This window comes from Actinoallomurus sp. NPDC050550, from assembly GCF_040655075.1.
Classification (GTDB): domain Bacteria; phylum Actinomycetota; class Actinomycetes; order Streptosporangiales; family Streptosporangiaceae; genus Actinoallomurus.
Genome location: NZ_JBFAJC010000002.1, coordinates 182,569 through 207,939, shown reverse-complemented (window position 1 = coordinate 207,939; position 25,371 = coordinate 182,569). Strand labels below are relative to the sequence as shown.

At 71.8% G+C, this 25,371-nt stretch carries 27 protein-coding genes; 8 read left to right on the top strand and 19 right to left on the bottom strand.

The genetic code is table 11. The features are described 5' to 3' along the window. The first annotated feature begins 1 nt into the window (after position 1). Together AB0I04_RS03310 and AB0I04_RS03305 are read left to right on the top strand one after the other, a co-directional pair. Complete coding sequence (locus tag AB0I04_RS03310; RefSeq protein WP_360878175.1) at positions 2–1,237, top strand: DUF58 domain-containing protein; 1,236 nt, start codon at positions 2–4, stop codon at positions 1,235–1,237. After that, positions 1,234–3,609, top strand: coding sequence for a DUF3488 and transglutaminase-like domain-containing protein (locus tag AB0I04_RS03305; protein ID WP_360878172.1), 2,376 nt, complete (start codon positions 1,234–1,236; stop codon positions 3,607–3,609). Before AB0I04_RS03310 ends, AB0I04_RS03305 begins: the two co-directional genes overlap by 4 nt. A 229-nt stretch (positions 3,610–3,838) precedes the next feature. On the opposite strand, the gene AB0I04_RS03300 is transcribed toward AB0I04_RS03305, so the two are convergent. From AB0I04_RS03300 to AB0I04_RS03230, 15 genes are all read right to left on the bottom strand, one after another. Continuing rightward, positions 3,839–4,237: a DUF3040 domain-containing protein gene (locus AB0I04_RS03300; protein ID WP_345431217.1), complete on the bottom strand. Its 399-nt coding sequence runs from the start codon at positions 4,235–4,237 to the stop codon at positions 3,839–3,841. Positions 4,238–4,386: 149 nt separating this feature from the next. After that, positions 4,387–5,691: a DNA polymerase IV gene (locus AB0I04_RS03295; protein WP_360878168.1), complete on the bottom strand. Its 1,305-nt coding sequence runs from the start codon at positions 5,689–5,691 to the stop codon at positions 4,387–4,389. A 125-nt stretch (positions 5,692–5,816) separates the two neighbouring features. Then, entirely contained in the window at positions 5,817–6,536 is a 720-nt protein-coding gene (locus tag AB0I04_RS03290) for a methyltransferase domain-containing protein (RefSeq protein ID WP_360878802.1), read from the bottom strand. 72 nt (positions 6,537–6,608) lie between these two features. Further along, positions 6,609–7,025 carry a transcription antitermination factor NusB gene (gene nusB, locus AB0I04_RS03285; RefSeq protein ID WP_360878165.1) on the bottom strand — a complete coding sequence of 139 codons (417 nt, stop codon included), beginning with the start codon at positions 7,023–7,025 and terminating at the stop codon, positions 6,609–6,611. A 3-nt stretch (positions 7,026–7,028) separates the two neighbouring features. Next, complete coding sequence (gene efp / locus AB0I04_RS03280) at positions 7,029–7,586, bottom strand: elongation factor P (protein WP_360878162.1); 558 nt, start codon at positions 7,584–7,586, stop codon at positions 7,029–7,031. 36 nt (positions 7,587–7,622) lie between these two features. Next, on the bottom strand, positions 7,623–8,690 hold the full coding sequence (locus AB0I04_RS03275; protein ID WP_360878159.1) for a Xaa-Pro peptidase family protein: 1,068 nt from the start codon (positions 8,688–8,690) through the stop codon (positions 7,623–7,625). Positions 8,691–8,829: 139 nt separating this feature from the next. Further along, on the bottom strand, positions 8,830–9,876 hold the full coding sequence (locus tag AB0I04_RS03270) for an LLM class F420-dependent oxidoreductase (protein ID WP_360878156.1): 1,047 nt from the start codon (positions 9,874–9,876) through the stop codon (positions 8,830–8,832). Positions 9,877–9,974: 98 nt separating this feature from the next. Further along, the gene (gene aroQ, locus AB0I04_RS03265; RefSeq protein WP_360878153.1) at positions 9,975–10,421 is read right to left on the bottom strand and encodes a type II 3-dehydroquinate dehydratase; all 447 of its coding nucleotides are present in this window, start codon (positions 10,419–10,421) and stop codon (positions 9,975–9,977) included. Between the two features lie 20 nt (positions 10,422–10,441). After that, positions 10,442–11,509: a 3-dehydroquinate synthase gene (aroB, locus tag AB0I04_RS03260; RefSeq protein ID WP_360878150.1), complete on the bottom strand. Its 1,068-nt coding sequence runs from the start codon at positions 11,507–11,509 to the stop codon at positions 10,442–10,444. Beyond that, the gene (locus AB0I04_RS03255) at positions 11,506–12,006 is read right to left on the bottom strand and encodes a shikimate kinase (RefSeq protein ID WP_360878147.1); all 501 of its coding nucleotides are present in this window, start codon (positions 12,004–12,006) and stop codon (positions 11,506–11,508) included. The genes aroB and AB0I04_RS03255 overlap by 4 nt, the downstream gene beginning before the upstream one ends. Beyond that, a complete protein-coding gene (aroC, locus tag AB0I04_RS03250) occupies positions 12,003–13,181 on the bottom strand; it encodes a chorismate synthase (RefSeq protein ID WP_360878144.1) in 1,179 nt (392 codons plus the stop codon). Before aroC ends, AB0I04_RS03255 begins: the two co-directional genes overlap by 4 nt. A 400-nt stretch (positions 13,182–13,581) precedes the next feature. Continuing rightward, the gene (locus tag AB0I04_RS03245; protein ID WP_360878141.1) at positions 13,582–14,100 is read right to left on the bottom strand and encodes a hypothetical protein; all 519 of its coding nucleotides are present in this window, start codon (positions 14,098–14,100) and stop codon (positions 13,582–13,584) included. A gap of 189 nt (positions 14,101–14,289) precedes the next feature. Then, positions 14,290–14,853, bottom strand: coding sequence for an A24 family peptidase (locus AB0I04_RS03240; RefSeq protein WP_360878138.1), 564 nt, complete (start codon positions 14,851–14,853; stop codon positions 14,290–14,292). A 9-nt stretch (positions 14,854–14,862) separates the two neighbouring features. Further along, a complete protein-coding gene (locus AB0I04_RS03235) occupies positions 14,863–15,549 on the bottom strand; it encodes an SseB family protein (RefSeq protein WP_360878135.1) in 687 nt (228 codons plus the stop codon). A gap of 129 nt (positions 15,550–15,678) precedes the next feature. Continuing rightward, positions 15,679–16,851 carry a pyridoxal phosphate-dependent aminotransferase gene (locus tag AB0I04_RS03230; RefSeq protein WP_360878133.1) on the bottom strand — a complete coding sequence of 391 codons (1,173 nt, stop codon included), beginning with the start codon at positions 16,849–16,851 and terminating at the stop codon, positions 15,679–15,681. A gap of 76 nt (positions 16,852–16,927) precedes the next feature. Here AB0I04_RS03230 and AB0I04_RS03225 point away from each other — a divergent pair, with 76 nt between their 5' ends. Then, positions 16,928–17,716: a carbon-nitrogen hydrolase family protein gene (locus AB0I04_RS03225; protein WP_360878130.1), complete on the top strand. Its 789-nt coding sequence runs from the start codon at positions 16,928–16,930 to the stop codon at positions 17,714–17,716. On the opposite strand, the gene AB0I04_RS03220 is transcribed toward AB0I04_RS03225, so the two are convergent. Together AB0I04_RS03220 and AB0I04_RS03215 are read right to left on the bottom strand one after the other, a co-directional pair. Further along, entirely contained in the window at positions 17,652–19,031 is a 1,380-nt protein-coding gene (locus tag AB0I04_RS03220; RefSeq protein WP_360878127.1) for an APC family permease, read from the bottom strand. The two genes, AB0I04_RS03225 and AB0I04_RS03220, sit on opposite strands and share 65 nt — an antisense overlap. 138 nt (positions 19,032–19,169) lie before the next feature. After that, positions 19,170–19,799, bottom strand: a complete 630-nt coding sequence (locus tag AB0I04_RS03215; protein WP_360878124.1) for a DsbA family oxidoreductase — start codon at positions 19,797–19,799, stop codon at positions 19,170–19,172. A gap of 82 nt (positions 19,800–19,881) precedes the next feature. Here AB0I04_RS03215 and AB0I04_RS03210 point away from each other — a divergent pair, with 82 nt between their 5' ends. Continuing rightward, complete coding sequence (locus AB0I04_RS03210) at positions 19,882–20,256, top strand: FKBP-type peptidyl-prolyl cis-trans isomerase (RefSeq protein WP_360878121.1); 375 nt, start codon at positions 19,882–19,884, stop codon at positions 20,254–20,256. A gap of 201 nt (positions 20,257–20,457) precedes the next feature. On the opposite strand, the gene AB0I04_RS03205 is transcribed toward AB0I04_RS03210, so the two are convergent. Beyond that, complete coding sequence (locus AB0I04_RS03205) at positions 20,458–21,093, bottom strand: SDR family oxidoreductase (RefSeq protein WP_360878118.1); 636 nt, start codon at positions 21,091–21,093, stop codon at positions 20,458–20,460. Between the two features lie 123 nt (positions 21,094–21,216). Here AB0I04_RS03205 and AB0I04_RS03200 point away from each other — a divergent pair, with 123 nt between their 5' ends. The 3 genes from AB0I04_RS03200 to AB0I04_RS03190 all read left to right on the top strand — a co-directional run bounded on the left by AB0I04_RS03200 (position 21,217) and on the right by AB0I04_RS03190 (position 23,702). Then, a complete protein-coding gene (locus tag AB0I04_RS03200) occupies positions 21,217–21,801 on the top strand; it encodes a helix-turn-helix domain-containing protein (RefSeq protein WP_360878115.1) in 585 nt (194 codons plus the stop codon). A 128-nt stretch (positions 21,802–21,929) separates the two neighbouring features. Further along, positions 21,930–22,751 (top strand): polysaccharide deacetylase family protein, encoded by an 822-nt coding sequence (locus AB0I04_RS03195; protein WP_360878112.1) that lies wholly within the window; start codon positions 21,930–21,932, stop codon positions 22,749–22,751. Positions 22,752–22,847: 96 nt separating this feature from the next. Next, complete coding sequence (locus tag AB0I04_RS03190) at positions 22,848–23,702, top strand: polysaccharide deacetylase family protein (protein ID WP_360878109.1); 855 nt, start codon at positions 22,848–22,850, stop codon at positions 23,700–23,702. 8 nt (positions 23,703–23,710) lie between these two features. On the opposite strand, the gene AB0I04_RS03185 is transcribed toward AB0I04_RS03190, so the two are convergent. Further along, entirely contained in the window at positions 23,711–24,655 is a 945-nt protein-coding gene (locus tag AB0I04_RS03185) for an alpha/beta hydrolase (protein ID WP_360878106.1), read from the bottom strand. 76 nt (positions 24,656–24,731) lie between these two features. On the opposite strand from AB0I04_RS03185, the gene AB0I04_RS03180 reads away from it, so the two are divergent. Continuing rightward, complete coding sequence (locus AB0I04_RS03180) at positions 24,732–25,310, top strand: PadR family transcriptional regulator (protein WP_360878103.1); 579 nt, start codon at positions 24,732–24,734, stop codon at positions 25,308–25,310. The last annotated feature ends 61 nt before the right edge of the window (positions 25,311–25,371 follow it).

Sequence of the window (25,371 nt, the reverse complement as noted above, 5' to 3'; positions counted from 1 at the left end):
CATGACCACGCTCAGCGCCCTGACCACGCGGGGCCGGTCGTTCATGGCAGCGGGGATCACCGCCATCGTCTGCTCGTTCGTGCTGGGCGAGCGCGACCTGCTCCGCGCCGGCCTGCTGGTCCTGTCGCTCCCTCTCCTGTCCGTCCTCGTCGTCTCCCGGACCCGCTACCGGCTGACCTGCTCACGCCGGACGACCCCCGCCCGGTTCCCGGCGGGACAGGAGGCGCAGGTGCACGTCCTGCTGGAGAACGTCTCCCGACTGCCCACCGGGATCCTCCTCCTGGAGGACCAGGTGCCGTACACGCTGGGAGGACGGGCGCGGTTCGTCATCGACCGGATCGAGCCGCACGGAGCGCGGGAGATGGCCTACCGGGTGCGCGCCGACGTCCGTGGCCGCTACCACGTCGGACCGCTGACCGTACGTCTCGCGGACCCGTTCGGCCTCGTGGAGCTGGCGCGGTCGTTCTCGGCCGCGGACGCCATCACCGTCACCCCGCCGATCGTGCCTCTCCCTCCGGGCCGGCTGACCGGCTCGTGGACGGGCGGCGGCGAGAGCCGGGCCCGCATGGTGGCCAGCGCCGGGGAGGACGACGTCGCCCCGCGTGAATACCGCCACGGCGACGACCTGAGGCGGGTGCACTGGCGGTCGACGGCGCGCCGGGGCGAGCTCATGGTGCGCCGCGAGGAACAGCAGTGGCAGACCAGCGCCACCCTCTTCCTCGACACCCGGCGCACGGCGCACTGGGGCGACGGGCCCGGAGCGACGTTCGAACAGGCGGTCTCGGCGGCAGCCTCCATCGGGCTGCAGCTCGGGCGGGACAACCTCGGCCTGCGGTACGTCACGGACGAAGGCGTCGCGCTCCCCCCGTCGGCGACGTTCGAGGGGGCGCTGCTCGACCTCCTCGCCGTCGTCCGCACGTCGACCGGCCGGTCCCTGCGGCCGGGCGTGGCGGCCCTCCGTGAGGCCGCGACCGCCGGCGACGGCCTCATCGTGGGCGTCTTCGGACGGCTGACGTCGGAGGACGTGCGGGAGATGACCCAGATCAGGCGTGGTGGCGCCGCCTGCGTCGCGGTGATCGTCGGGGAGAGCGGCACGGCCCCCGAGGTCATCCGGCTGCTGCACGTGGCGGGATGGCGGGTGCTCACCGTTCCCTCGGCCGCCGCCCTGGAGACGGCCTGGGCCGAGGCCGGCGGCTCCGGGTTCCGCGGTGAACCGGATCGGACGGAGGCGCGATGAGGATACGTCTCACGATCGTGGCCTGCGTGGCGACGCTGCTCGCCTCGCTCGCGCTGTATCCGCTGTTCAAGACGGCGACGTGGTTCGGCAGCGGGCTCGGCGCGGTGCTGACCGTCGGTCTGGCGGGCGTGCTCACCCGCAGGCTGCGGCTACCGATCCTGGCCTGTCTCGCGATCGGCCCCGTGGCACTGCTGATCTACCTGACGGCAATGTTCGCGTCCGGCCCGGCGCTGCTCGGCGTCATCCCCACCCCCGCGTCGATCTCCTACCTCGCCGCCCTGCTCCAGGACGGCTGGCAGGAGGTGTTCCAGTACGCCCCGCCGGTGCCGGTCCTGCCGGGGATCGAGCTGATGAGCACCGGCGGCATCGGCCTGATCGCATTCCTCGTCGACCTCCTGGCCGTACGGCTGCGCCGCGCGGCGCCCGCCGGGCTCCCCCTGCTCGCGATGTACGCCCTGCCGGCGAGGTTCCGCCAGGAGAGCACGGGGTGGCTGGTCTTCCTGCCCGGCGCGGCCGGATACCTGGCGCTCCTCGTGACCGACGCCCGGGACCGGCTGTCCGGCTGGGGCCGCCCGGTCTTCACCCGGCACTGGTCGGGCGAGAAGTTCGCGCACGACCGCCCCGACTCGAGCCCGCTGGCCGTCACCGGACGCCGCATCGGGCTGACCGCCGTCGCGATCGCCATCGTCGTCCCGCTCGCGGTGCCCGACATCCATCCTCGCTGGCTGCCCGGCAGCGGCGGGCCCGGCGAGGGCGGACTCACCACCGTCACGACCCCGGACCCGCTCGTCAGCCTCAAACGCCAGCTGGTGCGGCAGGACGACGCCGTCGTCCTCACCTACCGCACCACCGACGCCCTGACCCCGGAGTACCTGCGGATGTACTCCCTGGACCGGTTCGACGGCGACGGCTGGACGTACTCCCCCATGCACGGGGACAAGGACGCGCGGGTCGACGGCAAGACCCTGCCCGCCGCACCGGGCCTGGGCGACAGCTCGATCCGCACGGTGAGCACCAGGATCGCCGTCGACTCGCACGTGCGCGGGATGAACGTGCTGCCGACCCCGTACCCTCCGACCAAGGTGGGGATCAAGGGCGACTGGCGCGTGGACGCCCCCTCACTGATGATCTTCTCGCTGCGCGACTCGGCCGGCGGGCGGACCTACACGGTGTCGAGTGTCCGCCCGACGCCCACGTACCAGCAGCTCGAGTCCACGGCGCCGATCCCGTCCGACGTCGCGTCGCGCTACCTCGCCGTCCCCCACGGGATCCCCTCGGACGTCGTCACCCTGGCGAACCGGCTCACCGCCTCCGCGTCGACGCCGTACGACCGCGCCGTGAAGCTCCAGCAGTGGTTCGTCCGGCCGGGGAACTTCACCTACAGCCTCGACGCGCCGTCCCCACGTAACGTCGGGGCGCTCCGCGACTTCCTGTTCACCAGCCGGACGGGGTACTGCGAACAGTTCGCGGCGTCCATGGCGCTACTCGCGCGGATCATCGGCATCCCCGCGCGCGTCGGCATGGGCTACACCGCGGGCACCCGGCAGTCGGACGGGAGCTGGATCGTCCGGACCAAGGACACCCACGCCTGGCCGGAGCTGTACTTCAGCGGCATCGGCTGGCTGCGGTTCGAACCGACCCCGTCGGGCGGCGGCGGTCAGGGCAGCGCGACCGTTCCGGACTACACCGCGCCGCAGCTCCTCCCCGGCGCCCCGACCGGAGGGACCACGAACCGGCTCCCCTCGACCGGGTCGACGCCGGACGGCCGCTCGACCGCCGGCCCCGGCACGGGCCTGCGCCACCGCCCCGACCCGCTGGACCGGAACGGCGCGGCCGGCGCGTTCCCCCCGCCCGATCGTGGCGGCCCGCCGATCGGCCGGCTGCTCCTGCTGCTGGCCGTCGTCCTGCTCCTGGCGGTACCCGCGACGCTGCACCGCCTCTCGCGCATCCGCCGCTGGGCCGGGTCGGCGTCCCACGCCGACGTCGCGCACGCGGCGTGGGACGAGCTCAGGATCGCCGCCGTGGACTTCGGGCTGCCCTGGTGGCCCGGGGACAGCCCGCGGGCCACGGCCCGGCGGCTCATGGAGGCGCGGCCTCTCGGCGAGCCGGCCACGGACGCCCTCGCCCGGCTCGTGAAGGCCGAGGAACTCGCGCGGTACGCCCCTGCGCCGGGCCCCGCGACGGGCCTGCGCGACGACGCTCGGGCCGTACGGGCCGCGATCGCCGCCGGGGCGGGCCGTCGGCGCCGGTGGCGGGTCCGGCTGCTGCCGCCGTCCGCGATCGTGCTCCTGCGTCACGGGATCGGACGGGTGCTGGACGCCTTCGACCGGCTGGACTCCCTGACGCTGCGCCGCCGGCACTCTCCGAGCTGAGCCGGCACCGGGTGCCCTGGACCGGCTCACCGAGCCGAGCCGACACCTGGTGCCCTGGACCCGCTCACCGAGCCGAGCTGACGCCTCGTGCCCTGGACTCGCTCACCGAGCCGGGCGGGCGCCGTGTCCGCGCCTGGCGGGATCAGGGGATCCGGGGGTGGCCGGTACCGGCCGTCAACGAGTCACCGCCCGGCGGGCCGCCGGGCGGTGACGTGGGTCTCGTGGGGGCTCAGGGCTCTTCGTGACGGCGGCGCCAGCGCTCTTCAAGGCGCTCCATAAACCCGCCGCTCTTGGCCGTTTTCGGCCGTTTTCTCCCGCGCTTGCGCGGCGCCGGGGCGGCGACACCGTTCATGCGCTTCCAGCTCGTCAGGCCCCATGCACAGCATGTGACCATGAGCAGGAAGCCCGCCACGCTGATCACGATGCTGATCGGCATGGTGTTCACGATGACGCCTGCCAACACCACGAACAGGCCCAGTGCGGAGCCGATCGCGGCTTTCCAGATCCTGCGCCTGTAATGCACCTGCGGATCGGTCGAGCGGACCGCCGAAGCGAACTTCGGATCCTCGGCGTACAGCGCGCGCTCGATCTGGTCGAGCATGCGCTGCTCGTGGTCAGAGAGCGGCACGGCGCCTCCCAAAGACAGCCCCGCGAGGGGGATTCCCACGCCGGACGGGGACATGGCTATCGGTGATATGCCCAGAATACGAGCCCTGACGACCGGGGGAAAGAAAACGTTCGACTGGGGATAGGCGGATCATGATTCAATGTCCCTGGTCACTGCCCGTAGTCACCATGATCACGCCGGTCTCGCGGGTCATTCCGACCCTCCCGAGCGTGGCGATTATCACGCTCACGCTCGGCGCGGACCAGCGCGGCGGGGCGCACGGCCCCCGCGCCGAACTTCCGGGCGGCCAGGTCCATGGCCGCCTCGGCCTGCCGCCAGCCGGTCTCCGGCTCCCCCAGGGCGAGCTGCCGGGGCGTCGTGCCGGTCGGCATGAGGTTCTCCACGCGCACGCCGACCAGCCGCAGCGGAACCCCCTCCAGGCCAGACGCCTCGTACAGGGCGCACGCGGTGGCGTAGACGTCACGGGCCAGATCGGTCGGGTCCGGGAGGGTGCGGGCCCGGGTGATCGTGCTGAAATCCCCGCGGCGCAGCTTGACGGCGATCGTACGGCCGACCAGTCCGGCGCTCCGCAGCCGTCCGCCCACCCGGTCGGACAGTCTCAGCAGCTCCCGCCGGATCGCCTCCGGATCGGCGATGTCCTGGTCGAAGGTCTCCTCCGCACCGATGCTCTTGTCGGGAACGGTGGCCGTCACCGACCGCGGGTCCCGTCCCCACGCGAGCGCGTACAGGTGCTCGCCCACCGCCTCCCCGACCTCGCGCCGGAGGGTGTCGATGGGGGTCCGCGCCAGATCGCCGACCGTGCGCAGCCCGAGGCGCCGGAGGATCTCCTCGGTGCGCTCCCCGACGCCCCACAGCGCCGCGACCGGCAGCGGATGCAGGAAGTCGACGACTCCGTCGGCGGGCACGACGAGCAGACCGTCCGGTTTGCACCGGGTGGACGCCAGTTTGGCCACGAACTTCGTGCTCGCGACCCCGACCGAGCAGGTGATGCCCTGCTGCGCGGCGACCTGCTCCCGGATCATCCGGCCGATCTCGGCGGGCCGGCCGAGGCGGCGCAGCGCGCCCGCCACGTCGAGGAACGCCTCGTCGAGCGCCAGCGGCTCCACGAGCGGCGTGATCGAACGGAAGATCTCCATGACGCCCGCCGACACGACGGCGTACTTGTCGTGGCGCGGCGGCAGCACGACCGCCTGCGGGCAGAGCCGCCGGGCCCGGCTCATCGGCATCGCCGAGTGCACGCCGAAGGTCCGGGCCTCATACGACGCGGCGGCCACGACACCACGCGGCCCCGCTCCGCCGACGACGACCGGGCGGCCGCGCAACTCCGGGCGCTCCAGCAGCTCGACGCTCACGAAGAAGGCGTCCATGTCGACGTGCAGGATCGTGCAGCCGGTGTCGTCCCCCGGCGGCCCGGGCGGCGGCCCCGGCCGATGCAGCTGCTGCTTCCTGCTCAATGGTCGCTCGCCCTCCTCACTCGCTCCGCGAACGACCTTCGTCGTGCGGGAGGCGCGCCCGGCCGACGCTGTCGGCCGTTCACTCCGCTCGCTGCGGCGGGCTCACTCCTGCTCATCGCCAACGCCTAGCGCCGGTACGCGAGTGCGTGGAGCTGGGTGGCGACGTCCTTCAGGACGGGGTGCATGGACACGGCGCGCTCGAGGGCGACGAGCTCGTCGGCGGCACCGCGCTCACCGTCGATGATGCCGCTCGGCACGAGGTCGGAGAACACCCGGACGCCGTGCACCGGCCCCGCCCGCAGGCCCGCGCTCTCGATCAGCTCGGCCAGCATGCCCGAGGTGAACCGGCGCGGAACCGGATCGCGGTCCCCCCACCGGCCCTGCGCGCTCGACAGCACGCGGCGGGCGTCCTCGAAGTGCCCGGCGAGTGCCCGGTGGAGGACGGCGGCGACCTGGTTGGCGGCCAGCACGCTGACCGCTCCGCCGGGTCGGACGGTGCGGGCGATGGCGGCCAGCGCCGTGGCCGGGTCGTCGACGTACTCCAGCACGCTGTGGCAGATCACGAGGTCGGCGCTGTCCGGCCCGACCACGTCGAGCAGCCCGTCGGCGTCGCCCTGCACCGCGCGGACGACGACGCCGGCCTCGGCCGCCCGGCGCTCGAGGCCGGCGAGGGCGTCGGGACTGGCGTCGACCACCGTGACCCGGTGCCCGAGCTCGGCGAGCGGCACGGCGAACCCGCCCGTGCCCCCGCCCGCGTCGACGACGTCAAGCCCGTCCCGCCCCGACTCTTTGGCGCTCTCGTCGAGAACGTCGCGCAGGATCTCCCACACGACGGCGGTGCGCATCGACCGCGATCGCGGACGATCGGTCACGCCTGCCCCCTCCCGGCTCGGCGACTCTCCGCCCACACTAGACGTCTACAACGACAGTGACGGCTTGAGCTCGAGCAGCCGCGACAACAGGCCGTTGACGAACTTCGGCGACTCGTCGGTGGACAGCTCGGTGGCCAGGGCCACCGCCTCGCTGACCGCGACGCCGTCGGGGACGTCGTCGCGCCACAGCAGCTCGTACGCGCCCAGGCGCAGGATGTTGCGGTCGACGATCGGCATCCGGTCGAGCGTCCAGCCGACGGCGTACGTCGTGATCAGCTCGTCGATGCGCTCGCGACGCTCGGCGACGCCCTCGACCAGGTGCTCCATGAAGTCCTGCTCGGCGAGCCGATGCTCGGACTCCTGGATGCGCCGGTCGAGGACCTCGGCCGGCGCGTCACCGCGGACCTCGGCCTCGTAGAGGATCTCCAGGGCGCGCCTGCGTGCCTTGCTCCGTGCGGCCACGGATCAGGCTCGACCGAGGTAGTCGCCCGAGCGCGTGTCGACCTTGATCTTCTCGCCCGTCGTGATGAACAGCGGGACGTTGATGGTCGCGCCGGTCTCGACCGTGGCCGGCTTGGTGCCGCCGGTGGAGCGGTCGCCCTGCAGGCCGGGCTCGGTCTCGGTGATCTCCAGGACCACGGCCGCCGGCAGCTCGATGTAGAGCGGGGTGCCCTCGTTGAAGGCGATCACGGCGTTCTGCTCCGGCAGGAGGTAGTCGGCCGCGTCGCCGACCGTGGCACCCGGGATGTGAGGCTGGTCGTAGGTCTCGGTGTCCATGAAGACGAAGTCCTCGCCCTCGCGGTAGAGGTACTGCATCTCCCGCTTGTCGACGTTGGCCACATCGACCTTGGTGCCGGCGTTGAAGGTCTTGTCGACGACCTTGCCGGACATTACGTTCTTGAGCTTGGTACGGACGAACGCGCCGCCCTTGCCAGGCTTGACGTGCTGGAACTCCTGAACGGTCCAGAGCTGGCCGTCGAGGTTCAGCGTCATGCCGTTCTTGAGGTCGTTCGTCGTCGCCACAGTGTGTCGTTCTCCCGCTTCGGCGGTCTGCCGCGTCTAGATGACGAGCAGGTCCTTGGTCGTCTTGGTGAGCAGCTCCGGACCGTCCGCACGGACCACGAGCGTGTCCTCGATGCGGACTCCGCCGCGACCGGCGACATAGACGCCGGGCTCGACGGTGATGGGAACTCGATCCGTCAGTTTACCGGTCTTGTCATACCCCATGAGCGGTGCCTCGTGGATCTCCAGACCGACACCGTGTCCGAGCCCGTGCGGGAAGTCGTCGCCGTGGCCGGCCGCCCCGATGAGATCGCGGGCGGCGGCGTCGACCTCCTTGGTGATCGCGTCGGCGCGCGCGGCGGCGACGCCGGCGGCCTGCGCGGCCGCGACGAGGTCGTAGATCTCGCGTTCCCAGGCGCCCGCCGCGCCGACCGCGACCGTACGGGTCATGTCGGCGTGGTAGCCGCCCTGGCGGGCGCCGAAGTCCATGGTGACGAGGTCGCCGTGCTCGATCGCGCGGTCCGACGGGACGTGGTGCGGGATCGCGCCGTTCGGGCCGCTCGCCACGATCGTCGCGAACGCGGTCTGCTCGGCGCCGAGGTCGACCATGGCGCGGTCCAGGGCGATCGCGATCTGACGCTCGGTGACGCCGGGCCGGATCGCCGGCAGGACCGCGTCGAAGGCCCGGTCGGTGATGGCGCAGGCCTCCGCGAGGAGGGCGATCTCCTCCTCGTCCTTGACCTTCCGCAGCTCCTCGACGGCATGGCCGAGCGCGACCAGCTCCGGCGCGTCCGGCTCCGCGGCGAGCGTGTCGCGCGCCTCGACGGTGACGTCGTGCGCCTCGAACGCCAGCCGGCCCGGCACCTTGGCGGCGAGCGCCCCGGAGGTGTTCCGGTCGATGACGCATTCGAGCTCCGGGCAGACCCGCGCGGCCGTCCCGGCGTATCGCCCGTCGGTCGCCAGCACGGCGGTCCCGTCGGCGTGGACGAGCAGGGCGGCGTTGGAACTGGCCAGGCCGGTGAGGTAGCGGACGTTGACCAGGCGAGTGATGAGCGCGGCGTCGGCGTCGCGGGCGGCGATGAGCCCGGCCAGCCGCGCGCGGCGCGCCTCGTGGATCTCCGGCATGCCCCCGACTGTACGCCCGGCGGCTGACCTCGAAAGACACGGCCCAGGCGGGCCCGTGTCACCACGGGCCCACTCGCGCCGTCACACCGAGGCGGCCGGCTCCCGGACCTTCTCGATCAGCCTGACACGACGGCTCGGCTCACACCGAGGCGGCGAGCTCCCGGACCTTCCCGATCAGCTTGACGCGGCTCTCGTGGTCGCCCGCCATCGGCGCGACGTTGAGGGTCGTGACGCCGGACTCCTTCAGTGCCGCGAGACGGTCGCGGACGAAGCCCTCCGAGCCGATCAGGGAGGTCTTCTGCAGGAGCTCGTACGGGACCTTGGCGGCGGCCTCGTCCTTCTTGCCGTCGAGGTAGAGGTCCTGGATCTCCTCGGCCTCCTTCTCGTAGCCGTAGCGCCGGGCGAGGTCGTTGTAGAAGTTGCGGCCCTTGGCGCCCATGCCGCCGATGTAGAGCGCGGCCATGGGCCGGCCGAGGTCGAGCAGGCCCTCGACGTCGTCGCCGATCGCCAGGAACGCCTGCGCGACGATGTCGAGCCCACCGAGGGAGGGGTCGCGCTTGGCCTTGCCGCGGGCGAGCGACTCGCCCCAGACGTCGCCGGCCTTCTCCGGAACGTAGAAGATCGGCTCCCAGCCTTCGGCCAGTTCGGCGGTCATCTCGACGTTCTTCGGGCCGAGGGACGCGATGAAGATCGGGATGCGCTCGCGGACCGGGTGGTTGATGAGCTTGAGCGGCTTGCCGAGGCCGGTGCCCTCCTCGGCGGGCAGGGGCAGCTTGTAGTACTTGCCGTCGTAGGTGAGCCGTTCGCGGCGCCACACCATGCGGCAGATCTCGATGATCTCCCGGGTCCGCCCGATGGGCGCGGTGTAGGGGACGCCGTGCCAGCCCTCGATGACCTGCGGTCCGGAGGCCCCCAGCCCGAGCACGAACCGCCCGCCGGAGACGTAGTCCAGGCCGGCCGCCGTCATCGCGGTGAGTGTCGGGGTGCGGGAGTACAGCTGGAGGATGCCCGAGGCGATCTGCAGCCGCTCGGTGCGCGCCGCGATGAAGCCCATCTGGCTGACCGCGTCGAAGCTGTAGGCCTCCGGCACGAAGACGATGTCGAGCCCGGCCTTCTCATAGTCCGCGAGCTCGTCGACGGTCTCCTTGAAACCGCCCGCGTAGTTGAGGGACATCCCGATGCGCATGCGCCGCACCCCAATCAGACCAAACCGACCAGTAACCGAATGAGATTCAGTTTTACCGTACCGGAGTCGGCCGGGGACAGCCCGCGAGCGGGCCCCGGTCAGTCCGCGCTCTCCGCCAGGAGCTCGGCGATCGCCTGCAGAGCGAGGACGTACGAGAGGAGACCGAAGCCGGCGATCGTTCCGGTGGCCACTGCGGCGACGACCGAGGTGTGCCGGAACTCCTCCCGCGCGGCGGGGTTGGAGATGTGCACCTCGATCAGCGGGGCGGTGCGCTGGGCGATGGCGTCGCGCAGCGCGTACGAGTAGTGCGTGAACGCCGCCGGGTTCAGGACGACCGGGATCCTGCCGTCGGCGGCCTCGTGCAGCCAGGACACCAGCTCGGCCTCGTCGTCGGTCTGGCGGACCTCGGCGTGCAGGCCGAGACGCCGGGCCGTGTCGCGGCAGAGCGCCGTCAGGGCCTCGAAGTTCGCGGCGCCGTACACGTCGGGTTCGCGGCTGCCCAGCCGTCCGAGGTTCGGCCCGTTCAGGACGAAGACCTCACTCATCGACCGCTCGCCGTCCTCTCTTAGCGGGTGACCCGCTCGTACGCCCGCACGAGCAGGTCCTCGTCCGGGTCCTCCAGCCGGCCCGGCACGGCGATGCCGTCGAGCACGACGAACCGCAGCCGCGCGCCACGCGCCTTCTTGTCGACGCGCATGGTGTCGCGCAGCGCCGGCCACACGTCGGGGCGGTAGGAGACGGGCAGGCCCACGGCGGTCAGGATCGCCCGGTGCCGTTCGACGTCCGCGTCGCCGAGGCGGCCGGCCAGGCGGGCCAGCTCGGCGGCGTACACCATGCCGATGGAGACCGCGTCGCCGTGCCGGAAGCGGTACTCCTCGAGCTTCTCGATCGCGTGGCCGAGCGTGTGGCCGTAGTTCAGGATCTCGCGCAGGCCGCTCTCCTTGAGGTCCTCGGACACGACCCGGGCCTTCACGGCGACGGCGCGCTCGATGAGCTCCAGGGTGTGCGGCCCGTCGGGCCGGGCCGCGGCCTCCGGGTCCTCCTCGACGAGTTCGAGGATCCTCGGGTCGGCGATGAAGCCGGCCTTGATCACCTCGGCGAGGCCGCTGGCGTAGTCCTCGCGCGGCATCGTGACGAGCGTCGTCAGGTCGCACAGGACGCCGGCGGGCGGGTGGAAGGCGCCGACCAGGTTCTTGCCCTCGGGGATGTCGATCGCGGTCTTGCCGCCGACCGCGGCGTCCACCATGGCGAGCAGCGTGGTCGGCACCAGCACGACCTTGACGCCGCGCAGCCAGGTCGCGGCGGCGAACCCGGCCAGGTCGGTGGTCGCGCCGCCGCCGACACCGACGACGACGTCGGTACGGGTCATGCCGAGCCGGGCGAAGCCGGACCACAGCCCGGCGAGCACCGCGACGTCCTTGCCGGCCTCGCCGTCGGGGACGGGGAACGCGTGGACGTCATAGCCGGCCTCGGCGAGCACCCCGCACACGGGCCGGGCGATCTCCGGCAGTCCCTCGGGGTGCACGACGGCGACCGTACGGGCCTCGCCGACCAGCGCGGGCAGCTGCCCGAGCACGCCGGTGCCGATCACGACGTCGTACGGCGCGTCGCCGCCGACGTGGACGCGGGTCACGACAGCCCCTTGACGATCGCGTCGACGATGTCGGCCGGCTCCCGGTCGTCCGTGACCACCGTGAGGACGGCGAGGCGCTCGTAGATGGGGCGCCGCTCCTCCATCAGCTTGCGGAACTGGCTGCGCGGGTTGAGCACGAGCAGTGGTCGCGCCGAGGCCAGCCCGACCCGCTTGACCGCGTCCGAGAGCCCGACCTCGAGGTACACGACCCGGGCACCGGCCAGGTCGGCCTGAGTGCCGGGGTCCAGGATCGCGCCGCCACCGAGGGCGATCACGCCGTCGTGCGTCGCGAGGGCGTCCTGGACGGCCGCGCGCTCCAGCGCGCGGAAGTGCTCCTCGCCGTCATCGACGAAGATCTCACCGATCGGCTTGCCGGCCGTGGCCTCGACGTCGTGGTCGGTGTCGCGGAACGGGACGCCGAGGCGCTCGGCGAGCAGCCGCCCCACGGTGGTCTTGCCGGATCCGGGTGGTCCGATGACGACGACCTTGGAATTCACTTGATCACCAGAGATGAGAGGTAGCCCTGTAGATTACGTGCGGTCTCCTCGACGGAGTCGCCGCCGAACTTCTCGACCATGGCCTCGGCCAGCACCAGCGCCACCATCGCCTCGGCGACGACCCCGGCGGCGGGCACCGCGGTGACGTCGCTGCGCTGGTTGATCGCCTTGGCCGGCTCGCCGGTCGTGACGTCGACCGTGTCCAGCGCGCGCGGCACGGTTGAGATCGGCTTCATCGCGGCCCGCACGCGGACCGGATCGCCGGTGGTCATGCCGCCCTCGATGCCCCCGGCGCGGCCGGTGCGCCGCCGGATGCCCTCGGGGGTGTTCTCGATCTCGTCGTGCGCCCGCGAACCCGGGCGGCGCGCGGTCGTGAAACCGTCGCCGACCTCGACGCCCTTGATCGCCTGGATGCCCATGAGCGCCCCGGCGAGGCGCGCGTCGAGCCGCCGGTCCCAGTGGACGTGGCTGCCCAGGCCCGGCGGCAGGCCGTAGGCGAGGACCTCGACGACACCGCCGAGCGTGTCACCGGCCTTGCGGAGCTCCTCGATGTGGGCGACCATCGCGGCGCTCGTCTCCGGGTCGGCGCAGCGCACCGGGTCGGCGTCGATCCGCTCGAGGTCGTCAGGGCCCGGGAGGACGCCGTCGGGGACGCCGACCTCGCCGAGCGCCACCACATGGCTGAGGACGCGGGCGCCCGCCACCTCGTGCAGGAACGCCTTGGCCACCTCGCCGATCGCGACCCGCGCGGCGGTCTCGCGGGCGCTGGCCCGCTCCAGGATCGGCCGGGCGTCGTCGAAGCCGTACTTCTGCATGCCCACGAGGTCGGCGTGGCCGGGTCGTGGCCGCGACAGCGGGGCGTTGCGCGCCTGCGCCGCCAACTCGTCCGGGTCGACCGGGTCGGCCGACATGACCGTCTCCCACTTGGGCCACTCGGTGTTGGCGATCTCGATCGCGACCGGGCCGCCCTGGGTGCGGCCGTGCCGGATCCCGCCGACGATCGTCACGCGGTCCTGCTCGAACTTCATCCGGGCGCCCCGCCCGTGACCGAGGCGACGGCGGCGCAGCGCCTCGGCGATGTCATCCGAGGTCACGCGCACACCGGCGGGCAGCCCTTCCAGAATCGCGACGAGGGCCGGGCCATGAGACTCCCCCGCGGTCAGCCAGCGCAGCATGTGGTGAATCCTTTCATCCCCACGGAAGGCTACGCGCAGGTGTCCGCAGCGTGAGACGCAGGCGGCCCGGCCGCCTCAGCGCTCGTCGGAATACCGACCGTCATAGCCGAGGGCCGTAAGCGAGCGCCCGCAACTCGTCCCATGACGCCGTACGTACCTCGGGCTGAAGTCCCTCACGACCGATCGAGGCATCGGGGAGGACGTAACGGCCGGAGACGTCGTCCGTCGTCGTGCCATCGCGATCCGTATCCACGGCCGTATTCTGCCGCTCTGATCGGCGGCGAGGGCCGGAATAACCACTTGTCCACGGCGGTGAATGTCAGAGACCGGGCGAGGGGATCGCGCCCGAAAGGGTCATCGAACGACCTTTCCGGACACGATCCTGGTGCCGGCGGTCGGCTCAATGGTCACGGCGGACCCGGCGGAACCGGCGGAAGCGCCCGTCGAAGAAATCGCGGCCGCGGACTCGCGTGTGCGCGAAGATGGGCGGGTGGCCGGCCGTCTCGACGCAGACGGCCCGGCGGCCCTGCCGGTCGGCGCCGCGGAAGTCCGGGTCGAAGAAGCAGCCGAGGGCGACCTCCGGGAATCCGATCGCCCCGGTGAACTCCAGGTGCCGGCGGGTCTTGAACGGCCCATCGAAGAATCTGCGGTCGAAGAAGCGCCGGTTGTCGTCGTCTCTATCGGGGCCGATGTTGACGTTGGTCCCGCCGCCGTCCGTGATGGCGCTCGGGCTCGGGGACGGCTGAATGTGCGGCACGGCGTTCTGGTGTGCCGGGCGGACGGCGTCCGCGGCGGCCGGCGCCGGGTTCCACGATGTCGCCGCCGTCAACACCCCGGCCGATCCGGCCGTGATCAGGGCGATCCACGAACGAAGGCCGGTGATCGGGCTCTTTGTCCGCCCGTTAGCGCGAGGAGTCAATTGTTTCCCCATATCTGTTCGGCCCGGTAGGACGGGTTTCTTTCGGAGCACGCCAAGGGCGTACCCCAAAATTGAATACCCCTTCCGATCCGACGGGGAATCACGACTCACGTCGGGAAAAGGCAAACAGCGAGGAATGATATTCCGGCACCCGGACATCATTCATACTTCGGGCACGGAATGGCCCGTTCAAGCGTGGCCGAGCACGGCCGCCAGCACGCCCGCGAGCATGAACGGCCCGTACGGCATCTCGGACTTCAGCTTCGCCCGCCGGCTCACCAGCAGCGCGATCGCGTAGACCGCGGCGAGCACATATCCGGCGCACACCCCGGCCACCCACGCGCGAAGACCGAGCCAGCCGAGGTAGAGCCCCAGCACGCCCGCGAGCTTCACGTCGCCCAGGCCGATCTGGCTCGGCGCGATGAACCACTGCACCGCGTAGAGCGCGAACAGCGCCGCCATCCCGAGCAGCGCCTGCGTGAAGCGGGCGCCGCCGCCGTCGGTGAAGGGCGCCGCCAGGCCGAGCAGCGCCAGGCCCACCGCGTACGACGTGAGCGTCAGCGGGTCGGGCAGCCGCTTCAGCGCCACGTCGATGAACGTCAGGATGACACCCGCCACGGCCAGGTAGGCGAACGCCGGAAGGTCGGGGGCCGGCCCGATCCGCAAGGTCACCAGCGCGAGGACGGCGACGGTGGCCGTGATGACACCGAGCCGTCGCCGGATCACCGGCTCGGCCCAGTCCGGGGTTGTCACCCCGGCACCTTATCCGCGGACGATTCCGATCTCGACGCCTCCGGCGACGTGGCCACGGAGGCGGTCGGCGAGGCGGTCGGCGGCGGCGCGCACGTCCGGGGCACCGGCGCCGTCGGCCAGCCGGAGGCGCACGGCGAGCTCGGCCCGCTCACCGGGCTCCACGCGCACGCCGGTGATGCCGGGCAGGCCGTCGACCGCGGCGTGCACGGCCATGAGCACGTCGGGGTCCTCGTGCGGGGCGGTGATCGCGCCACCGTTCGCGAGGACGTACAGCCGGGCCCCTTCGATCGCGTACGGCACCGGCCCCGCCACGTCGAGGACGAGCGCGTCGGCGGACTCGTCGACCGCGGCCTGGCAGGCCTGCCGGGCGTGCACCGCGACCGGCCGGGCGTCCGGACGCCAGCGGGCGAGGCTGTCGGTGGAGGTGAAGGCGAGGACGGCGCGCCTGCCGTCGGCCCCGACGAGCGTCGGGAGGGCCATCTCGCTCTCCTTCTCCCGCCGCAGGCCGTCGACGGTCTCGTCCTCGGTCAGCACCGCGACGACCGGGACGAGGAGGCGGGTGTCGGCGAGCACCGCCAGCACGGCCTGCTCACCGGCGCGGCCCGCGGCGTAGTCGCCGAGAGCCTGCGCGACCGCGGGCGGTGTGCCGCCGTCGTCGTCGGGGAACTGCGGCTGCGGGATTCGGTGTCCGGACACAACAGCCCAGCGTATCCGAGCCCTCAGGACCCGCCCCTGGTCCGGGCCCGCAGGGAGGCCCCGCATCCGAGCCCCGGGACACCTCTCTGATCCGGGCGCTCGAAGAGACCCGGCTCCCGGGAGATCTCGCTACAGCCTGCGGAGCCGCTCGACGGCCTCGTCGATGACCTCGTCGCGTTTGCAGAAGGCGAACCGGACGTACGGGTCGCCGGCGTCGGAGTCGTAGAAGACCTGCGTCGGGATGGCGACGATGCCGGCCCGCTCGTGCAGGGCGCGGACGAACTCCCGGCCGTCGCCGAAGCCTAGCGGCCGGACGTCGGCCTGCGCGAAGTACGTGCCCTGCGGCCGGAACGTCGTCAGCCCTGCGCCGGCCAGCCCCTCACTCAACCGGTCGCGCTTGGCCCGCAGCGACACGCGGAGGGCCTCGACCCACTCGTGCTCCTCGCGCAGGGCGTACGCGACCGCGCGCTGGTACGGGGCGCTCGCGGTGAAGGTGAGGAACTGCTTGACCGTCTGCGCCGCCCGTACGAACTGCGGGGGCGCGGTGATCCAGCCGACCTTCCAGCCGGTGACGGAGAAGGTCTTCCCGGCCGAGGAGATCGCCACCGTGCGCTCGCGCATGCCCGGCAGCGTGGCGAGGGGGATGTGCGCGGTCCCTTCTCCGGTGTCGTCGAAGGTGAGGTACTCGTAGACCTCGTCGGTGACGGCGATGAGGTCGTGCTCCCGGCACACCTCCGCGATGATCTCCAGCTCTTCGCGGCCGAAGACCGTGCCGGTCGGGTTGTGCGGGGAGTTGAGAAGGAGGACCCGGGTGCGCGGCGTGACGGCGGCTCGCAGTTCGTCCGGGTCGAAGGTGAACCGCCCGGCGTCGGGTCGCAGGGTCACCGGCCGGCGCACGCCGCCGGCCAGCGCGATGATCGCCGCGTAGGAGTCGTAGTAGGGCTCGAACACGACGACCTCCTCCCCCGTCTCGACGAGGGCGAGGATCGTCGCCGCGATCGCCTCGGTGGCGCCGACGGTCACGAACACCTCGTCGGCTGGGTCGTAGGCCAGGGAGTACCGCTCCGCCCGCTGGGCGGCGACGGCCTCGCGCAGCTCCGGCAGCCCGGGGCCGGGCGGGTACTGGTTCGCACCGCCCGTGATGGCCTCGGCCGCGGTCTCGAGCAGCTTGGCGGGGCCGTCGGTGTCCGGGAAGCCCTGGCCCAGGTTGATCGCGCCGGTGCGGATCGCCAGCGCCGTCATCTCGGCGAAGACCGTCGTGCCGAATCCCCGCATGCGGGTGACGAGTGGATCGTTGTTCACCGGCTCAGGGTAGTGAACGCGGGCGTGCCGCCCTCGATCTCGTACGGTGGGGGGAGGACGAGATGAGGAGGCCGTGATGCGGATCGCCCTGTGCCAGATTCCGGTCGGCGACGACTCGAAGGAGAACCTGGAGCGGGTCCGCGAGGCGCTCGCCGCCGCCCCGGACGCCGACCTGGCGATCTTCCCGGAGGCGACGCAGGTGCGGTTCGGCAGTGCCATCACCGCGGCGGCCGAGCCGCTCGACGGCCCGTGGGTGACCGCCCTGGCCGAGGCGGCGCGCGAGCACCGTACGGCCGTGATCGCGGGCGTCTTCGAACCGGCGCCCGACGGCCGGGTGTACAACACCGCCGTCGCGCTCGACGCGGAGGGCGCGCCGGCGGGCGCCTACCGCAAGATCCATCTCTTCGACGCGTTCGGGTACCGGGAGTCGGACCTGATCGCCCCCGGTGACACCCCCGTGGTGGTCGAGCTGTGCGGTGTCCGGATCGGCCTCATCACCTGCTACGACCTGCGCTTCCCCGAGCTGGCGAGGGCGCTCGTCGATCGCGGCGCCGAGCTGCTGGTGATGATCGCCTCCTGGGCCCAGGGCACGTTCAAGGAGGAGCACTGGGTCACGCTCGTCCGCGCCCGCGCGATCGAGAACACCGTCTGGACGGCCGCGGTCGACAAGGCCCCGGACCCGCCGAAGGCGGAGGGGCCGACCGGGGTGGGCCGCAGTCTGCTCGTCGACCCGATGGGCACGATCCAGGCCGATCTGGGGCCGTTCCCGGCGGTGCGCGTCGTGGAGACCGATGACGCGGTCACCGAGCGCGTACGGCGGATCCTCCCCGTGCTCGCGCATCGCCGTCCTGAGGCGATGGGCTGACGCGGCGGCGGCGCCGGACGAACGCCAGGACCAGCCCCGCGGCGAGCCAGACGGCGGCCACGACCTTCGCCATCGTGGTCGCCGACACGATGATCCAGACGGAGACGGCGGCTCCCGCGACCGGCACGAGCAGGTGCGGCAGCCACGCCCGGCTCCGGCGGCGCACGACGAACAGGCCGATGACCGACGCATGCAGCAGGGTGAAGGCCGCGAGGGCGCCCATGTTCACGATGGACACCAGCACGTCCAGGCCGTCCGAACGCCAGGCCGCCCACAGGGAGACGACGGCCGCGACTCCCGCCGTGGTGAGCAGCGCGGCCCGGGGCACGCGGTGGCGGGGGTCGACGGTGCCGAGCTTCCCGGGCAGGCCGTGGTCGCGCGCCATCCCGTACATCAGCCGCGACGCGGCCGCCACCGCGGACATCGCGGAGAACGCCGGCCCGATGCCCTTGACGACGACGAACGTCAGGTGGAGCCATGGCCCGAACGCCGAGTCGGTCATCTTGTAGAACGCGGTGCCCTGTTCGGCCGGCGCCGACGCGAGGTGCTGCGGGCTCACGGGCATGAGGAGCCCGGCGAGGTAGGTCTGCGCGAAGAAGAGCAGTCCGGCCAGGCCCAGGCAGAACAGCACCGCGCGGCCGATCTGCCGCTCGTCCCCGGTGTTCTCCTCGGCGAAGGAGGCGATGCCGTCGAAGCCGAGGAAGGACAGCACGGCGACCGAGACGGCCCCCATGACGGCGCTCGCGGTCGTCCCACCGACGCCGGTGAGCGGCGACGTCCACGGCCGGGCCGGCCCGTGGGTGGCGATGATCACGATCGCGGCGACGATGAAGACCACCAGGAGGACGATCTCGACGACGAGCACGACGAATCCGACGCGGGCCGCGAGGCGCACGCCGGCCAGGTTCAGGGCGGTGGTCCCCACGAAGGCGATCGCGGTGAAGACCCAGGCGGGGATCGAGGGCACCTGGGAGTGCAGCGCGATCCCGCAGAACAGGTAGGCGACGGCGGGGATCAGCAGGTAGTCGAGCATCGCCATCCAGCCGGCCAGCAGGCCCGCCGGCCGGCCGAGCCCCGCGCTGGCGTAGGCGAACACCGATCCCGCGTTCGGCACCCGGCGCGACATCTGCGCGTACGACAGGGCGGTGAAGCCCATGGCGATCGTCGCCACGACGTACACGAGGGCGACCGCACCGGAACTCTTGGCGTCGAGCACGCCGAAGACGCCTACGGGCGCGAGCGGTCCGATGAACAGCAATCCGTAGACGATGAGGTCGCGCAGCGACAGGCTGCGGCGAAGGCCCTGCGGCTCCAAGGGGGATCTCCCGGGGAATTCGGAGGTATCCGTATGTCGGAATGTATCCGTCCGGAAAACGGAACGCCAAAGCGTTTTACCAGGTCAGAGGGTTACCATGACCTGAAATCGCCTCAGCGTTCGCAGGAGCCCCAGGAGTCAGCCGACGTTGGACGCGACCTCGGCGAGCGCGCTCTCGAAGAACTCCCGCGACTGCGCCCCGGACACCGCCCAGGTGCCTTCGAAGACGAAGAACGGGACGCCGGTGACGCCCATGGTCCGTGCCACCTCGAGCTGCGCGGTGACCGCCGCCTCGCCCTCCCCGGCGGCGAGGCGCTCGGCCACGCCGGGCAGCCCGGCCTCGGCGGCGAGTTCGGCGAGCGTGCCATGGTCGTTCAGGTCGCGCCCCTCGGCGTGGTGGGCGCGGAACAACCGGCCGACGACGGCGTCCTGAACCCCGGCCTCACCGGCCATCGCGACGACCCGGTGCGCGTCGCGGGTGTTGGCCTGCAGCGCCTTCTCCGGCGCGTACGGCAGACCCTCCTCCGCCATCAGCCCGCGCATCCGCTCATGCATCTCGGCGACCCGCTCCGGGCCGCCGAACTTCTCGGCCAGGCTCGCCTCGACGAGCCCGCCGGCGGACGCGTCCGGATCCAGCTGGTACGGCCGCCAGGTCACGGTGACGTCGCCACCGAACCCCTCCACGGCGCCCGCGAACCTCGCCCGGCCCAGATAGCACCAGGGACACACGACATCGGAGAAGACCTCAATGTTCACAAGGAATGCCAACGGGCACACCCACGCCCGCATTCCTCCGCTCACCAGTGGATACGCTGGGGGACTCGATATCTCCGACAATGAAAGACATCCAATGGCGCTTGAGCGACCCGAGATCGACTTCCCCGAGGGCGCCCCGCCCGCCGACCTGCAGATCACCGACATCACGGTCGGCGATGGTCCCGAGGCCAGGCCCGGCTCGACCGTCACCGTCCACTACGTCGGCGTGTCGCATTCGACCGGCGAGGAGTTCGACGCCTCGTGGAACCGCGGTCAGCCGTTCAGCTTCCCGCTCGGCGGTGGCAAGGTCATCCAGGGCTGGGACCAGGGCGTCGCCGGCATGAAGGTCGGCGGACGCCGCAAGCTGGTCATCCCGCCGCACCTCGGCTACGGCAACCGCGGCGCCGGCCGTGCCATCAAGCCGGGCGAGACGCTGATCTTCGTCGTCGACCTGCTGGGCGTCGGCTGACCGATTCCCTGAGAGCTTGACCGACGGCCCCGTCGCCGATCCCTCGGCGACGGGGCCGTCGCGCACCCCGGGGCTGGGGGCTGACGTGCACCACGGGGCCGGCTGGCAGTTGTGCGCCTCGGGGCCTCTTCGCCGATCCCGGTGGCGGGCCGTCGGGCACCTCATCGGCGGTGGGGCCGTCGTACGCCTCGGCCCGTTCCGTCAGTTCGCGATCCCGATGTGGCGGCGTACCGTCGCGTCGTCAGAGAGCATGGCGAGGATGCCGGTGGCGAGGTCGGCGCGGGAGATCCGGATGCCGCCCCGGACGTTGAGGTCGGTCGCGGTCCGGTAGCGCCCGGTGCCCTCCTTGTCGGTGAGCATCGGCGGCCTGGCGATCGTCCAGTCGAGGCCGCTGTCGCGGACCTCCTCCTCCGCACGGCCCATGTCGGCGAAGCCGTGCCGGAGGACCCGCTTCAGGATCGGTTTCGCGACGTAGCGGGTGACCGGGCCGTCGCCGGCGTCGACGACCATCCCGGCCGCACTGATCATGATGAAGCGGCGGGCGCCGGCCTTGCCCATCGCCGCGATGATGCTGCGGGCTCCGTCCTGGGACACGGTCGTCGGGCCGGATTCGCGGGGGCCCAGCGCGGAGACGACGGCGTCGGCGTCCGCGACGGCGGGCTCGATGGCCGCCGGATCCATCACGTCGGCCGTCACGACCTTCAGCCGGTCGTGGGCGGCGACGTCGAGCCGCGCGGGATCGCGGACCACCGCCGTCACCTCGTGTCCGCGTTCCAGCGCCTGCCGCACCAGCTGCGTGCCGGTGCCTCCGCTCGCCCCGAAGATCGTAAGTCGCATCGCTCGTCGCCTTTCACCTGGCAGCCTCGGTCAGTGAGTACTCACTAACCGGGGACCATAGCAGGTTGGTGAGTGCTCACTAACCACGATAATGTGAGAATGTCCGATCGACAAAGGGGGATCGTGGGAACCCGGGATCGCATCCTCGACGCCGCCGCCGGCCTCATGCGCGAGCGCGGCGTCACGCGCACCACCACCAAGGAGATCGCGAAGGCGGCCGGGCTCTCCGAAGCCGCCCTCTACAAGCACTTCACCGACAAGACGGAGCTGCTGCTCTACGTGCTGCGCGAGCGGATGCCCGGTTTCGCCCGCGTCGACGCCCGCCCCGGCGCGGGCAGGGTCGAGGAGACCATCGCCGAGCTCACGCGCGCCACGGTGGACTTCTACCTCGACGCGCTGCCGATGCTGGGCTCACTGATGGCCGAGCCGCAGCTGATGGCCGCCCAGCGCGAGTCGCTCCGCAAGTACGGCGCCGGACCGGAGCACGTCGTCCGCCGGTTCGCCGACTATCTGCGCGCCGAGCGCGACCTGGGGCGGATCGCGGCCGACGCGGACCCCGACGCGGCGAGCGCCCTGCTGGTCGGCGCCTGTTTCCAGCAGGCATTCCTTCGCTACTTCGCCGAGGGCCCATCGGCCAAGCCGGTGCCGGACGAGACGGTCTCCGCGCTCAGCGCCACACTCGTCCGCGCCCTGGGCGTACGCGGCTGACCGAGCGATCACGCCAAACTGCCCGGATTCTTCACCGGATTGCCCGAACCTGGCCACCACATCCCTGCATCAACCCCTATGAAGAGCTTTAAGATCCACTGAGGGGAAGCTGGGGATGGATGCGCGGAATGCGGTTGATCACGTCGTGCGTGCTGGCGGCGGTGCTCGGAGTGGTCTCCGGCCTGTGGCCTGACATCCGGGCACGGATGCACGCCCCCGCCGCGCACGCAGCGGAACATCCGGCGATGGCGCAGGTCCTGGCGCCGCCCCAGTGGCCGGCGCCGAAGCCGGGCACCTGGCAGTTGTCCTACCAGCGGCACGGCGACGGCCTGCCACCGGTCGTCGACCGGATCGCGACCCAGGACAAGGTCGTCTTCATCACGATCGACGACGGCTGGGAGCACGACACCCGATTCGTCGACATCGTCCGTACCCAGCGGGTGCCGATCCTGGTCTTCCTCACGGACCAGGCGGCCCGGACGGGCTACGAGTACTTCTGGGCGCTGCAGCACGCGGGCGCGCCGATCGAGGACCACACGATGGACCACGCGGCGCCGTACAACGACATGCGGCGGCTGTCCTCCGCCGCCCAGCACCGGCAGATCTGCGACTCGGCCGACATCTACGCCCACCAGTACGGCAGGCGACCGGAGATCTTCCGGCCGCCCGGCGGCTCGTACGACCAGGTCACCCGGACCGCGGCCCGTGACTGCGGCATGAAGTCGGTCGTCACCTGGTCGATCGAGTTCTACAACGGCCTGTCCGGCAAGTTGGCCCGGATGGACGGCGGCTCGGACCTGCGGGCCGGCGACATCATCCTGATGCACTTCCGGCCCGGCCTGGCCCGTGACTTCCAGCGCCTGCTCACCTGGATCCGCCAGGCGGGACTGCGTCCCGCTGCGCTGGAGAACTACCTGCCCCGTTCCCTCGGCGGCAAGGCGGCGGGGTGACCCATCCCACGTTCGCGTTTCGTTAAATCAGGTTGATCGATCGCCGAATCCGGACATCTCCGATAGATGTCCGCCATCGCTCCTGGGGGATACCCGATGGTCCTTCGCCCACAACTCCGCACCCTCGCCGCGGCCGCCGTCGCGGTGCTCACCGCGGGTGGCGTGGCAGCCTGCCACTCGGGCAGTCCGCACGAGCGGACCGCGGCACCGGTGGCGTCGCGTGGACCCGGAGGCGGCGCTCCGAACGAGACGCCGACCGGCAACCCCACGTCGGCGTCAGGGTCGCCGTCCGCCTCCCCTTCGCCCACGCCGAGCGGCTCGACCCCGTCCGGCACGCCCTCGGGGCTCCCACGGTCGCGCCACGGCCTGCCTCCGGTGATCAGCAACATCCCGGTGCAGGACAAGGTCGTCTTCATCACCATCGACGACGGCTGGGAGAAGGACGCCGACTTCGTCCAGCTGATCCGGGATCGGCAGATCCCGGTGACGCTCTTCCTGGCGAACATGGCCATCAAGAAGAACTACGGCTACTTCCGCGAACTGCAGCAGACCGGCGCGCTCATCGGAGATCACACGATGACGCACCCGTACATGCCGCGGCTGTCCTACTCGCGGCAGAAGCAGGAGATCTGCGACGCGGCCGACATCTACACGACGCAGTACGGCGCGCGCCCGACGCTGTTCCGCGCGCCGTACGGGTCGACCGACAATGACACGCTGCGCGCCGCGCGGGACTGCGGGATGAAGGCGATCTTCTTCTGGCGGGAGGTCGTCAGCAACGGGCAGATCGCCTACCAGCGGCCCGGCCGCCTGCACCCGGGCGACATCCTGCTGGTGCACTTCAACCCGAACATGACCGCCGACTTCAAGAAGATGCTCCGCACCATCCAGAAACAGGGTTTCCGGCCCGCCCCGATGCGGGATCACCTGCCGGCCGAGTTCTTCCAGTAGGCCTCCGGTCAGGGGCGAAGGGCGGTGCGCAGCGCCCGGAGCCAGTGCGCGGTCGTCGCCTTGGCGATCGCGCTCTGCGGCGCGAACCCCTCGAAGAAGTGCCAGGCGCCCGGCACGTGGTGCAGTTCGACGGGCACGTCCGCCTCGATCAGCCGCCGGGCGTAGTCCACACCCTCGTCGCGGAGGGGGTCCATCCCGCAGGTGAGGATGTACGCCGGCGGCAGGCCGCGCAGGTCCTCCGCCCGGGCCGGCGCGGCGTACGGTGAGGTCTCCCCTCGACCCGGGCCGAGGTAGTTGTCCCAGGTGCGGCGGATGCTCGGGCCGTTGATGGTCCTCCGGTCGGTGACGTTACGGCGGGAGGCGGTGGTCTCCCGGTCGTCGAGGCACGGGATGAGCAGGCACTGGTAGGCGATGGCGGGCCCCTGCCGGTCCCGCGCCATGAGCGCCATGGCGGCGCTCAGGCAGCCGCCCGCCGACGCGCCCGCGACGGCGATCTGGTCGGGGTCGACGCCGAGCCCGGCGGCGCCGTCCGCCATCCAGCGCAGCGCCGCGTAGCAGTCCTCGACCCCGGCGGGGAAGCGGTGCTCCGGCGCGAGCCGGTAGTGCGCGTTGACGACGACGGCGCGGGCCTCGGCGCAGGCGTCGCGCGCCATCGGGCTCGGGCCGTCCAGCTCGCCGTACGCGAAGCCGCCGCCGTGGATGTAGAAGATCCCGGGCAGCACCTCGCCCTCGGCAGCGTCGGCCGGCCGGATGACGTGCAGGTCGATGTTGTTGCCGTCCGGCCCTGGGATGACCGCGTCCTCCACGGTGACGCGGGGATCAGGGCCCATCTGCGGGGCCATCAGCGCGCGGAAGCCGGCGCGAAGCGCCTCGATGTCGGCATAGGGGTCGGCCGGCCGCTCCGGGAGCGCGGCGAAGATGTCGGCCAGTTCGGGATGGACGTACACGAGCACCTCGATAGTCTCACTGATACGGTATCGGTGAGATGAAAGTATGGTCTCAGTGAGACGGTGTCAACGGGAGGCGCGTGTGGAGTTGAGCATGTCGGCGTACGTCGTGCTCGGCCTGATCGCCCGCCACGGCCCGATGACCCCGTACGAGCTGAAGGCGCGCGTCGAGGAGACCATCGTCCCCTTCTGGCCCATCCCCCACGCGCAGCTCTACCGCGATCCGCCCCGGCTGGCGGAGCTGGGCCTGCTGACCGAGGAGACCGAGGAGGGCGGCAGGCGCCGCCGCTTCTTCCACCTCACCCCTGCGGGCGAGCGGGCCCTACAGGAGTGGCTGTCGGCCCCCGAGGTGCCTCAGGCCGAGTTCCGCGACCCGGCACAGCTCAGGCTGGCCTTCGCCGACCTCGGCGACCCCGGCGACCTGGTGCGTCTCGCGCGGACCCAGGCGCGGCAGCATCGTGAGCTGATGAGGGCGTACGAACAGCGGCGCGCCGCGCTCGAACCGGATGACACCGCCACCGTCTCCCGCGAGCGCATGCTGTCCTTGGGGATCCTCCACGAGCAGGCACACGCCGCCTTCTGGGAGACGATCGCCTCGGCGGAGGAGGACCCGGACGAGCTCTCCGGACCGACCCCAAAGGACCGCTGGCAGGACAACTAGCTTGAGTTTTAACCTCTGACCACCTGTTGAGAGTTGCTGCGCGGCACGAATGGGCAGGTCG